The sequence below is a fragment of the Ruegeria sp. CH11 genome (genome assembly GCF_056537105.1).
The window spans coordinates 43,798-56,332 of record NZ_JBQFQX010000005.1; the positions used below are offsets into that span (position 1 = coordinate 43,798).

The 12,535-nt window shown below is 58.4% G+C and carries 11 protein-coding genes; 7 read left to right on the forward strand and 4 right to left on the reverse strand.

The window, feature by feature from the left end:
- The first annotated feature begins 6 nt into the window (after positions 1-6).
- Both ACR0LX_RS09955 and ACR0LX_RS09960 read left to right on the forward strand, forming a co-directional pair.
- Positions 7-1,491 carry an aldehyde dehydrogenase gene (locus tag ACR0LX_RS09955; RefSeq protein WP_480783581.1) on the forward strand — a complete coding sequence of 495 codons (1,485 nt, stop codon included), beginning with the start codon at positions 7-9 and terminating at the stop codon, positions 1,489-1,491.
- Positions 1,492-1,520: 29 nt separating this feature from the next.
- Positions 1,521-2,774, forward strand: a complete 1,254-nt coding sequence (locus ACR0LX_RS09960; RefSeq protein ID WP_480783582.1) for a Tm-1-like ATP-binding domain-containing protein — start codon at positions 1,521-1,523, stop codon at positions 2,772-2,774.
- A 72-nt stretch (positions 2,775-2,846) separates the two neighbouring features.
- On the opposite strand, the gene ACR0LX_RS09965 is transcribed toward ACR0LX_RS09960, so the two are convergent.
- Genes ACR0LX_RS09965 through paaG form a run of 4 tightly spaced genes read right to left on the reverse strand, consistent with a single transcriptional unit; the run spans position 2,847 to position 5,995 of the window.
- Complete coding sequence (locus ACR0LX_RS09965) at positions 2,847-3,443, reverse strand: TetR/AcrR family transcriptional regulator (protein WP_480783583.1); 597 nt, start codon at positions 3,441-3,443, stop codon at positions 2,847-2,849.
- 3 nt (positions 3,444-3,446) lie between these two features.
- Positions 3,447-4,757, reverse strand: coding sequence for a phenylacetate--CoA ligase PaaK (gene paaK, locus ACR0LX_RS09970; RefSeq protein ID WP_480783584.1), 1,311 nt, complete (start codon positions 4,755-4,757; stop codon positions 3,447-3,449).
- A gap of 24 nt (positions 4,758-4,781) precedes the next feature.
- Positions 4,782-5,207 (reverse strand): hydroxyphenylacetyl-CoA thioesterase PaaI, encoded by a 426-nt coding sequence (gene paaI, locus ACR0LX_RS09975; protein ID WP_480579065.1) that lies wholly within the window; start codon positions 5,205-5,207, stop codon positions 4,782-4,784.
- A 2-nt stretch (positions 5,208-5,209) separates the two neighbouring features.
- Entirely contained in the window at positions 5,210-5,995 is a 786-nt protein-coding gene (gene paaG / locus ACR0LX_RS09980) for a 2-(1,2-epoxy-1,2-dihydrophenyl)acetyl-CoA isomerase PaaG (protein ID WP_480783585.1), read from the reverse strand.
- A gap of 262 nt (positions 5,996-6,257) precedes the next feature.
- On the opposite strand from paaG, the gene ACR0LX_RS09985 reads away from it, so the two are divergent.
- From ACR0LX_RS09985 to paaZ, 5 genes are all read left to right on the forward strand, one after another.
- Complete coding sequence (locus tag ACR0LX_RS09985; protein ID WP_480783586.1) at positions 6,258-7,277, forward strand: TRAP transporter substrate-binding protein; 1,020 nt, start codon at positions 6,258-6,260, stop codon at positions 7,275-7,277.
- Positions 7,278-7,334: 57 nt separating this feature from the next.
- A complete protein-coding gene (locus ACR0LX_RS09990) occupies positions 7,335-7,841 on the forward strand; it encodes a TRAP transporter small permease (protein WP_480783587.1) in 507 nt (168 codons plus the stop codon).
- On the forward strand, positions 7,838-9,190 hold the full coding sequence (locus ACR0LX_RS09995; protein ID WP_480783588.1) for a TRAP transporter large permease: 1,353 nt from the start codon (positions 7,838-7,840) through the stop codon (positions 9,188-9,190). Before ACR0LX_RS09990 ends, ACR0LX_RS09995 begins: the two co-directional genes overlap by 4 nt.
- A 74-nt stretch (positions 9,191-9,264) precedes the next feature.
- Positions 9,265-10,377, forward strand: a complete 1,113-nt coding sequence (locus ACR0LX_RS10000) for a cytochrome P450 (RefSeq protein WP_480783589.1) — start codon at positions 9,265-9,267, stop codon at positions 10,375-10,377.
- Positions 10,378-10,499: 122 nt separating this feature from the next.
- Positions 10,500-12,527, forward strand: a complete 2,028-nt coding sequence (paaZ, locus tag ACR0LX_RS10005; protein ID WP_480783590.1) for a phenylacetic acid degradation bifunctional protein PaaZ — start codon at positions 10,500-10,502, stop codon at positions 12,525-12,527.
- Positions 12,528-12,535: the final 8 nt, after the last annotated feature.

Below are 12,535 nucleotides of genomic sequence, written 5' to 3' on the forward strand. Positions count from 1 at the left end.
TGAACAATGGATCAATCAGCCATCGATGCGTTGCGCCACCTCCCAGTGACGGACCGCTCACTTCTGATCGACGGGAAACACGCCGAGGCCGCTGAAGGTGGGCAGTTGGAGGTCATCTCACCAATCGACGGCCGTGTACTGTGCCGGATTGCGGGAGGCACTCCGGCAGATATGGAGAGGGCAATTGCCGCGGCCCGCACCGCCTTTGAGGATGGACGCTGGTCGCGTCAGGCGCCCGCAGCGCGCAAAAAGGTACTGCTAAGACTGGCGGAGCTGATCGAGAAGCACGCGCTGGAACTGGCAGTTCTGGGGGTGCGCGACAATGGCACCGAGATCAATATGGCCATCAAGGCCGAGCCAATGTCGGCAGCGGGTACCTTCCGATACTATGCCGAGGCAATCGACAAGATTTACGGCCAGATCGCGCCGACAGACGAAAACGTTCTGGGGCTTGTGCATCACGCGCCCGTTGGCGTAGTTGGGGCGATTGTACCCTGGAACATGCCGATGATGATCGGCGCGTGGAAAATCGCACCAGCGTTGGCGGCGGGCAATTCTCTGGTTCTTAAGCCGGCGGAAACGGCCTCGCTGACCCTATTGCGGCTGGTTGATCTGGCGCATGAGGCCGGTTTGCCTGATGGCGTTCTGAACGTTGTCACCGGCAAGGGCAGTGTCGTCGGCGAGACACTGGCGTTGTCGATGGATGTGGATGTTCTGGTCTTCACCGGCTCAGGCGCGACGGGGCGACGGCTGTTGGAATATTCGGCGCGGTCCAACCTGAAACGCTGCTATCTGGAATTGGGTGGCAAGTCCCCCAACATCGTCTTCAACGATGCCCCCGATCTGGCGCAGGCGGCGCAGGTATCGGCGGCGGGGATATTCCGCAATTCCGGCCAGATCTGCGTCGCGGGTTCGCGCTTGCTAGTGCAGCGGGACATTCATGAAGAGTTCGTCACCGAGATCGTCAAATACGCGAAAGCCTTTCGCGTTGGCGATCCGCTGGATCTTGGCAATCAGATCGGTGCAGTGCATTCGATGCCCGAACTGGAAAGCAACCTGAACTTCGTTGCCAAGGCCGAAGCCGAAGGCGCGGAACGTCGCACCGGTGGCGATCGCATCCTGACCGAAACCGGAGGCTACTACATGGCGCCTACTGTGATGGACGGGGTCCGGCCCTCAGACAACCTGTTCCGTAACGAGGTGTTCGGTCCGGTTCTGGCGATAACACCTTTCAGCGACGACGACGAGGCGCTGCGCCTTGCCAACGATAGTGTCTATGGGTTGGCCGCCGGTGTCTGGACCGGGAATCTCAGCCGGGCGCATCGCATGGTCGCGGGCATCCGTGCGGGTGTTGTGCACGTGAACACCTATGGTGGTGCCGATGGCACGGTACCGTTGGGTGGTGTCAAGCAGTCGGGCAATGGTCACGACAAATCGCTTCACGCGATGGAGAAATACTTCGATCTGAAAACAGCCTGGATCCAGCTGTAAACCGATCTTTTTAAACAGAGGAGAACCCCGTGGGCGACAAGACGATTTTGCTGATCGGAACCTACGACACCAAGGACCCCGAGATGCGCTTTATCGAAGAGTGCATCCGGGCGCAGGGTGGCGATGTTGTTACGATGGACGTCTCGGTTCTTGGCGACCCGACAATGCCAACGGATATCTCGAAACACGATGTTGCAGCCGCTGGCGGTATGTCCATCGACCAGGTGATCGCGCTCGGGGATGAAAACAAGGCGTTTCGCGTCATGTCGCAGGGTGCCGCGAATGTGGTGGCGCAGGCCTATGCCGAAGGTCGCTTTGACGGGATGCTCGCCACCGGCGGCACCATGGGCACCGATCTGGCGTTGGACTGCGCGCAGGCCCTTCCAATGGGGGTGCCGAAATATATCGTTTCGACCGTCAGCTTCTCGCCATTAATCCCGCCACACCGGTTGGCCCCGGATATCCAGATGATCCTCTGGGCGGGGGGGCTTTATGGCATGAACTCGGTTTGCCGGTCCTCATTGAGCCAGGCGGCCGGTGCCGTCCTGGGCGCTACCCGAGCGGTTCAGTTTCCCCGGCGCGACAGGCCAATGATTGGCATGACGTCGTTGGGGTCGTCCTGCCTGCGCTACATGAAAACGTTGAAGCCCGCGCTGGAATCCCGAGGCTACGAAGTGGCCGTGTTCCATTCGACCGGCATGGGCGGCATGGCATTCGAGAAACTTGCGCGCGAAGGTGCGTTCTGTTGCGTGATGGATTTCTGCATGCAGGAATTCGCCAATATGCTGGCCGGTTCGCTGGTGTCCTCGGGGCAGGATCGTTTGACCAATGCCGGACATGCGGGCGTGCCGCAGATGGTGGCTCCGGGCGCGTTGGACCTGCTGGATTTCGCCGGTTGGCAGGAGATCCCCGAGCGATATGCCGACCGCCCGTTCCACGAGCATAACCGCCTGATCAAAAGCGCGGTCTTCAACGCGCAAGAACGGCGCGAAACGGTTCGGGAAATTGCAAGCCGACTTTCGGCTGCCACGGGGCCGACCCATTTCTTCCTTCCATTGGAGGGCATCGAGGAATGGGACCGGGTCGGCGGCGACGCCCATGACCCCGAAGCGCGTGCTGCCATGATAGATGAAGCCCGTAAGGTGCTGCCCGGGGCCACGCCAACAACCGAAGTGGCGGCGCATATCAATGACACCGGATTTGCCGAGGCTGTTCTGGAGAAATTCGACGCCTGGGTCGCCGAGGGCATTGTTGAAAAAGGCAGGGTGTCTGACACCGACTGACCTGAGTAAACTGTCGGTTCCGACCAGGAGAATTTTGTCTGCTCCGGTCGTCCGCGCTGATAAGTAGGCGATCTACAGTTTTCGAATTCCGTGCATCGTCAAGGTGCTGACCAGGTCGGCATAGTCTTCGCGGGCCTCGGGCCCGGCGCCGGTGTTCCACATATAGTACCAGTTCAACATGCCAAAAACCGACATTGTCGTGGCCCGCAGCTTGTCCTTGTCGCCATCGAAGGTTTCGGGCGAAAGGTCGTTCAGGATGTCTCGGACAAAGTTCACCAGCTCAATCTGATAGCCGCGCAGATGCTTCTGCTGTTCGCCGGTCAGGGCAGTCATGCCGCTGATCTGAACGCGGTGTTCGTCATCCGCGCCCTGATAGGCAAGCAGAATTTCCCGAACCACTTTTTGCATCTTTTGTTCCGGTGTAAGCCCTTCGACGTCGACATTGCAAATCCGGTCGCGAAGCTCGCGCAGATAGGTGTCGAGGATGTCGTATAGAATGGCATCCTTACTGTCGTAATAGTGGTATATGTTGGCCTTCGATATCCCGCATTCTTTCGCCAGAAGGGTCATCGAAGCGCGGTCAAACCCCTGACCGGCAAACACTTTCGCGGCTGTTTTCAGGATTTGTTTCCGCTTTTGATCATGGTCTTTGGCGATTGTTCGGGCCAAGGTTTATTCCTTATCACGGTTGTCTACTATACGCTTCGCCTTGCCTTGCGAGCGTTCGACGGTGCCCGGGTCACCTACAATAATTTCGGTGGACACGCCAACGACGTCCTTTATCCGCTTGGTCAGCATGCGCGCGGCGGCTGTTTGGGAGAGCTCATCAGCCGCATCTGGCTTTGCTTCGACATAGACCCGCATCGCGTCCATCCGACCGGCCTTGTACAGCTCGATCTGGTAGTAAGGCGCAAGGCCACCTGTCGCCATGACCTGTTCTTCGATCTGGCTGGGGAACACGTTGACACCGCGCAGGATCATCATGTCGTCGCTGCGGCCGGTGATTTTGGCCATCCGGCGCATCGATCGCGCTGTTCCCGGCATAAGCCGTGTCAGGTCGCGCGTTCTATACCGCACCATCGGCAAACCTTCTTTGGTCAGGGTCGTGAATACCAGTTCGCCGGTCTCGCCATCGGGCAGGACTTCTCCGGTTGCGGGGTCGATGATTTCCGGCAGAAAATGGTCCTCCCAGATGACCGGCCCATCTTTGGTTTCAACGCATTCATTGGCGACGCCGGGACCCATGATCTCGGACAGGCCGTAGATATCAACCGCGTGCATATCAAAGGCGGCTTCGACCTCGCGGCGCATCGCGTCGGTCCAGGGTTCGGCGCCGAAGACCCCAACCTTGAGCGAGCTTTCTCGCGGGTCGTGGCCCACCTTGTGAAACTGTTCGAGGATATTGAGCATATAGGACGGTGTGACCATGATCCCGTCGGGCTGAAAGTCGGTGATCAGACCAACCTGCTTTTCCGTTTGTCCGCCCGACATCGGCACAACGGTCGCGCCCAGGCGTTCGATGCCATAATGGGCGCCCAACCCGCCGGTGAAGAGGCCATAACCATAGGCGTTGTGGATCAGATCCCCTTTGCGCAGCCCAGCGGCCCTAAGCGATCGCGCGCCAAGATCTGCCCAGTTTTCGATATCGGTCCGGGTATATCCCACGACCGTGGGTTTGCCCGTTGTCCCGGACGAGGCATGCAGACGGATAATTTCGCTTCTCGGGACGGCAAACATCCCGAATGGGTAATGGTCGCGCAAGTCGTTCTTGTAGGTGAAGGGAAATCTAGAAAGATCCGATAGTTGCTTCAGATCGTCGGGATGGACACCCGCCTCGTCAAAGCGCTGCCTGTACATCGCGACATTTTCATAGGCATGACGAAGGGACCATTTTAAACGCTCCAGCTGTGTTGCGCGGATTTCATCGATCGAAGCAATTTCGATTGGATCCAGGTCGGATTTCTTTGGGCTCAGATCTTCCATCGCGGTGTTCCTCCGGGCGCGCGGTTATTCTGCAAAGTTCTGACCGCCGGTTGCGCGCGACATTCCGCGGAACTCTGCGATCAGCGTGTTGTCCTGATTGATAATTCGAACGTCATAGATGCCGCTGCGCCCGGCCAGATTGACCTCGGTCGCGGTGGCGGTCAGACGATCCCCCTTATGGCCGGGGGCAAGATAGCTCATCACCGTATGCTGACCGACGGTCGACACATTACGGCTGTTGCAGGCAAAAGCGAATGCACTGTCGGCCAGCGCGTGGGTGATGCCACCGTGGCAGATGCCGTGGCCATTGCAGTGATGCGCCGCGACCGTCAGCGCCAGAGTGGCACGGCCTTCGTCCACCTCGACAATTTCCATTCCGAACCATTTGCTGGCTTCGTCGTTTGCCCACATCGCTGCCGCCGATCGCGTGGCACGTTCCTTGGGTGTCATGGTCATTTCCCCTGAAACACAGGCGCGCGCTTTTCAAGAAAGCTGCTCACGCCTTCGGCATAATCCGCGCTTTCGCCACAGGTTTTCATCGCACCGGCTTCGACATCCAACTGATCCGACAGCGAGGTGGTAGCAGCCATCTGAATGCATTGCTTTGTAAGGCCCAATCCAAGGGTAGGGCCATTGGCAAATTCTGCGGCGAGCTTGCGCGCTTCTACCATCAGTTGATCGTCCGGCAACGCCTTCCAGATCAGGCCCCACTCTTCGGCCTGCTTTGCGGGTAATGGCTGGGCGGTCAATGCAAGACCCTTGGCACGCGCCTCGCCCAGAAGGCGGGGCAGGTGCCAGCTGCCGCCGGTATCGGGGATCAGTCCGACTTTGGCGAAACTCTGAATGAACTTTGCGCTTTCTGCGGCCAGGACCATGTCGCACGCCAAGGCAAGGTTTGCTCCTGCGCCCGCAGCGACGCCGTTCACAGCGCAGATAACCGGGATATTCAGCGACCGGATCAGACGCACCAGAGGCGCATAGAAAGCGCGCACGGTTTCACCAAGATCCGGCGGCCCGTCCAACTTGGATGGGTCGCGATCACCGAGATCCTGTCCGGCGCAGAAGCCGCGCCCTTCACCCGTCAGCAAAACGGCACGCGCCTTGGTGTCGCGTGCAGACTCCAACGCTTCGCGCAAGGCGAGGTGCATCTCGTCATTGAAGGCGTTCAGCTTGTCGGGACGATTCAGAGTGATTTCGACCCAGTTCCCGTGATCTTCTACAAGAAGCGTATCGCTCATTCGGTTTCACCTGTTCTCGCTGCAACTAAAACATTGCATTAACCGAACGGTTGGTCAATATATAAACACAAACCGAATCCGACCCATTGCTTCGGGCGGTCTTTGCCCGGACTTGTACTGCGAAAGGCGCGACCGGGACTCTGAAATCAGCCCGCCGACGGCAACGATGCGGCGCCGATGGAGGGCCGCCGGAGCATTGATGGTTACAAAAAGTGCAATTAACGCATCTGTTACACATGTTTCTTAGGGAGGAGACAGACACATGAAGTTCACCAGATTGAACACGCTTTTAGCCTCGGCGGCGTTGGCCGTTTCCGGTGGCGTTGCGATGGCCGCAGAACATACGTTGACCATTTCCAGCTGGGCGCCTCCGACCCATGGCATCAACGCGATGATGTGGCCGAAATTCGTCGAAATGGTTGAAGAGGCCACCGACGGCAAAGTGACTGCCGAGCTGAAGCTGGGCATTGCACCACCCCCGGCGCAGATGGACCTGATCATGGATGGGGCGGCGGATGCCTCGATTATTTTCCACGGCTACCAGCCTGGCCGTTTCGTCACCACCAAGATGATCGAACTGCCCGGCTATGAAGGATCGGCCGAGGCCGCGTCGGTCGCCTATTGGCGCACCTATGACCAGCACCTCAAAGCCGCAGACGAACATCGCGGAGTGAAGGTGATAGCCCTGCACACCCATGGACCGGCGCAGTTGCATTCCAGCAACCCGGTGACGTCGCTGGACGAAGTTTCGGGCCTGAAGGTTCGCATTCCCGGCGGTGTCGGCGGTGATGTTGGCACGGCGCTGGGCGCAACCGGTATTCAGGTACCGGCCCCCAAGGTCTATGAGACGCTGGCTTCAAAGGCAGCGGACGGGGTTGTCATGCCCTTCGAATCCCGCAAGGGGTTCAAGCTGACCGAAGTGGCGCAGAACGTTTATGAGGTTCCCGGCGGCCTCTATCGCGGATCGTTTGCGTTCATCATGAACGAAGACACTTTCGCCGACCTGCCAGAAGATCTGCAGCAGGCATTGGAAGAGCAGGTGTTCGGAGAACCGCTGAGCCGCGAAATCGGTAAGATCTGGGATCAGATCGACGCAATTGGTCGCGAAGCCACGGAAGGCACCGAGGGCAACGCCATCAACGCGGCCTCGGCCGAAGACCTTGAAAAGTTCAACGCGATTGCAGCTGACGTGCGCACCAAGGTCATTGCCGAAGTCAATGATGCCGGGGTGGATGCGCAGGCCGCCTATGACATGATCGTCAATGAAATGGCCGGCCAATAAAGCGCTTTGGTCGGCGGTTTCATATCGCCGACCCTTCTCATTCGCTGGGATCCTATGATGCACAACCTTGTGACTATTGCGCGTCGCATTAGCTTTGCGCCCACGCTGCTGGCATGTGTGGCGCTATTCGTTCTGATGGTGATGACATTCTGTGATGTCGTCCTGCGATCGGTTTTCAACGCTCCGATTGAGGCGGCAACAGAGTTGACGCGCATTCTGATGGCCATCCTCGTGTTTTCGGTCTTGCCGATGATCTCGGCGTCACAGGGCCAGATCGCGGTTGACCTGACGGACGGGTTGTTTTCGCGACTGCGCCTGAGCCGTGCCCGGGATGCTGTCGTGTATCTGGCCTCGGGCGTCATGTTGATCTGGCCGATCCAGCGCGTCTGGATCCTGTCCGAGCGCGCGCGTGAATATGGCGACGTGACCGAGTATCTGTCGATCCCGGTGTTCTACGTCGGATGGTTCATCACCGCTTCGACCGCAATCACGGCCGCCGCAATGATCGTCACCGGCCTGTTGCTCATCTTTGCCCCACATTCGTTATCGGAGCAGCCTAAATGACAGCGGCACTGATCGGATTCGCCCTTGTCCTCATCCTGGTGCTGGTGCGCCTTCCCATCGTTTTTGCGATGGGGCTCGTCGGCACGCTGGGCTTCGCCTATGAGCGCGGTGGCAGCATCTTTTCCGAACGCGGGCTCAAGGCCGCCATGTCCATGGTGGGTCGCCAGATCACCGATACCGCCCAGGATTACGGCCTGTCAGTCATTCCGCTGTTCATCCTGATGGGGTTGTTCGTGAACAAAGGGGGTCTGGCGCGCGAGCTTTATGCGGTTTCCAATGCCTTTCTTGGGCACTTCCGCGGCGGTATCGCGATGGCAACGGTTGCGGCCTGTGGCGGATTCTCGGCGATCTGCGGGTCCTCGCTTGCGACGGCAGCAACAATGTCAAAGGTCGCCATGCCCGAAATGCGCCGCTATCGCTATTCGGATGAACTGTCGACCGCATCAATCGCCGCGGGGGGAACGCTGGGTATTCTTATCCCGCCATCGGTGATCCTTGTGATCTATGGACTGCTGACCGAAACCTCGATCGGCAAGCTTTTTGTCGCGGGTATTCTTCCCGGCGTTCTAGGTATCTTGTTCTATCTGTTCGCTGTTCGTTGGACGGTTTGGCGCAAACCCACCTCGGGTCCGGCGGGCGAGCGCCACGACTGGGGCGAACGGCTGTCGGCCTTGCGGTCCGTCTGGGCGGTCCTGCTTTTGTTTTTTCTGGTGATCGGCGGTCTGTACGGTGTTTTCGACTTTTACCCGCTGAACCTGACCTTCAGCCCGACTGAGGCAGCGGGCATGGGGGCCATGGGTGCCTTTCTGATTGCTTTGACCCGAGGCGGACTGACTTTGGGATCGACTTTCGAGGTCTTGAAAGAAACCGCCTTTACCGCAGCGGCCCTGTTTTCGGTTCTGATCGGCGCGCAGATATTTTCGAACTTCATCAACCTTGCAGGCTTGCCCGAGGCGTTGATCGCCTTGGTGACAGCCTACGATGTGCCGCCCTTTGCCGTGATCCTGATGATCCTGGGCATCTACATTGTTCTGGGCTGCGTATTCGAATCGCTTTCCATGCTATTGCTGACCGTCCCGATCTTTTTCCCACTGGTGACGTCGCTTGGTTATGATCCCATTTGGTTCGGCATCGTCGTCGTTGTCGTGACCGAGATCAGCCTGATAACACCGCCTGTCGGTCTGAACGTTTTCATTCTGAAAGGTGTTGTGGGTGATGTATCGACCGGAACGATTTTCAAAGGTGTGACACCATTTTGGGTGGCAGATATCTTCCGGTTGGCGTTGATCGTACTGGTGCCGTGGCTTGTCCTGGTATTGCCCGAACAAATGGGGGCGATGGGCCATTGACCTTTTCGCTCACCGCGCTGCCGAGGGGGTTTCACGCGGATCCGTACCCATACTATGCCCAACTACGAGAGGACATGCCCGTCTGCCCGCAGCCCGACGGGTCGGTGATCCTGTCGCGCTACGCGGATTTGGATCGGGTATATCGGGATACCACGCGGTTCATCTCTGACAAAAAAACTGTGTTTGGGCCAAAATATGGAGTCGGGAGCCCTTTGTACGAACACCATACGACCAGTTTGGTGTTCAATGACCCCCCGCTTCATACCCGAGTGCGTCGCGTGATGGTCGGGGCCATGAACCCCCGTGCGCTGGCGCAGATGGAGCCGGGCTTGATCGAATTGGTCGACAGCCTTCTGGACCAAATGCAGGACAGACAGGATGTCGAGATTATCGAGGATTTTGCAGGGGCAATCCCGATCGAAATCATCGGCAACCTGTTGGGCATTCCCCGGTCCGAACGTGACCCGCTAAGAGGCTGGTCGCTGGCCATCCTTGGTGCGTTGGAACCAAAGCTGACGTCAGAGCAGGAGGCGCGGGGCAACGAGGCCGTTTTGGAGTTCAAGGCGTTTCTTCGACATGTGATCGACGACCGTCGGGCCCATCCTGGCGACCCCACGACGGACGTGCTGACCCGGTTGTTGCAGGACGATGCAGACGGCGGTCTAAGCGAAACGGAACTGTATCAGAACTGCATCTTCATTCTGAATGCGGGCCACGAAACGACAACGAACCTGATCGGCAATGCGTTGGACTTGCTGGACCGACATCGCGACAAGCGGGCAGAGTTGTTGGGTAATCCGGATCTGATCACCACAGCGGTCGACGAGTTTCTAAGGTTGGAAAGTCCCAACCAGTTCGGCAACCGCCTGACCACACAGGATGTAGAGTTCCACGGCCAGACCATTCCAGCAGGCACAGATGTCCATTTGTGTATTGGCGCCGCCAACCGGGACCCGCGTCAGTTTGACCGGCCGGACGAGATGTTGCTGGATCGCCGTCCCAACAAGCACCACGCATTCGCTGGTGGGCCCCATACCTGTGTCGGCCTGTCGCTGGCACGGATGGAAGGCATCGTGGCGGTCGGACGATTTCTGAAACGCTTTCCAGACTACCGGATCAACGAAGGGGCCAAACGGGGTGCTCGTATTCGGTTTCGTGGGTTCGCTCAGCTTCCGGCGCATGTTTGAGGTTTCGGTTTCGGGGCGTGGTCGTCAAAACTATTGACCGACCGTACGGTTAAATATAAACCAAAACCAAGACGCACACATCTTCTGGCGAAATGCCATACAGGGATGAGGAGACGCTCAAAATGATCCAACAGGTATCAAGTTTCGCAGCAGGTGAGTGGATTCCGCCCGGCGAAGGCGCCCGCTCTATCGCAAGCGCGGTGACCGGGGAGGTCATTGCAACGGCTGGCAACACCGCGCTGGATGTGCAGGGAGTGCTGGATTATGCGCGCAATGTTGGTGGGCCAGCGCTGCGCAAACTGACGTTTCATGACCGAGCAAAAATGCTCAAGGCGCTAGCGACCCATTTAGGCCAGAACAAACAGGCCCTATACGATCTGTCGTTCAACACAGGCGCAACGCAATCCGACCACTTGATCGATGTCGACGGCGGCATCGGCACGATGTTCGTCTTTGCCTCGAAAGGACGTCGCGAGTTGCCGGACGGCCAAGTGTACCTTGACGGTGAGGTCGAGCAGCTATCGCGCCACGGGACCTTTCTTGGTCAGCATATCTGTACCCCCTTACATGGCGTGGCGGTTCATATCAACGCGTTCAACTTTCCCGTTTGGGGTATGCTTGAAAAGCTGGCCCCAACGCTGCTTGCCGGTGTTCCGGCAATCGTGAAGCCGGCGACAAGCACCTGCTATGTCACCGAATTGTGCGTCCGGCTTATACTGGACTCGAACATTCTGCCCGCTGGCGCGCTTCAATTGGTTTCGGGAGGGCTGGGCGACCTGCTTGACCGGCTGACGATGCAGGATGTGGTCAGCTTTACCGGGTCAGCCCAGACTGCGCAAAAACTGCGCTCGAACCTGCGCATTCTGGAACAATCGGTACGGTTCGTGGCCGAACAGGACAGTTTGAACAGTTCAATCCTTGGCCCTGACGCGGAGCCAGGTACACCCGAGTTCGACCTGTTCGTGAAGGAAGTTCAGCGCGAAATGACGACAAAGGCGGGGCAGAAATGTACTGCGATCCGCCGCATCATTGCACCTGAACACCAGGTCCAGGCGGTGATCGACGCCTTGTCCGCACGGTTGGCCAAAACATCCATAGGTGACCCGAAGATTGAGACCACGCGCATGGGCGCGCTGGTTTCAAACGGACAGAAGCATGACGTTCTGGAAAAGGCCGCGATCATCGGGCAAGAGGCCGAGCGGGTCTTTGGCGATCCCGACGATTTCATTGTAGACGGCGCTGATGCGGACAAGGGCGCCTTCCTTCCGCCGATGCTGTTTCATTGCGCCAATCCGGATGCAGCGCAACGGGTTCACGATACCGAGGCCTTCGGCCCGGTCAGCACGATCATGGGCTATCGCGACCTTGATCATGCGATCGAGCTAGCGAACAGGGGGCAAGGCTCGCTTGTGGCGTCGGTCATCACCCGAGACCCCGTTGTCGCCAGACAGGTTGCGATGGGCGCGGGGGCATATCACGGACGGCTCTATTTCAACAATCGCGACTCGATGAAGGAATCCACCGGCCATGGCTCACCCCTGCCGCACATGGTTCATGGCGGCCCAGGTCGTGCTGGCGGGGGCGAGGAAATGGGCGGCGTACGGGGTGTGAAACATTATATGCAGCGCACTGCCGTTCAGGGCTCGCCAGACCTGTTGACTGCGATCGGGGGGAAATGGGTGCCGGGTTCGATCGAAATAGAAGGACCGGCGCATCCGTTCACGCGCCACTACCACGAGCTGGCGATTGGTGAGACGATTCATACCGATCCGCGCATTGTAACGCTTGATGATATCGAGCATTTTGCCGAATTCACTGGCGATACTTTCTATGCCCACATGGATCAGGCAGCGGCCGAACGGAATCCATTCTTTCCAGGACGTGTGGCACATGGCTATCTGCTGTTGTCGTTCGCCGCCGGTTTGTTCGTTGAGCCGAACGAAGGCCCGGTTCTGGCCAACACTGGATTGGAAGGATTGCGCTTTATGAAGCCGGTCGTGGCTGGCGACGCCATCAAGGTGCGTCTGACGGTCAAGAACAAGACCGGTCGTGGTGACGCGTATGGCGAGGTCCGCTGGCACGTCACACTGACCCAGCAGGATGGTGAAGCCGTTGCGGAATATGACCTTCTGACTATGGTCGCCTATTGACGGCAACG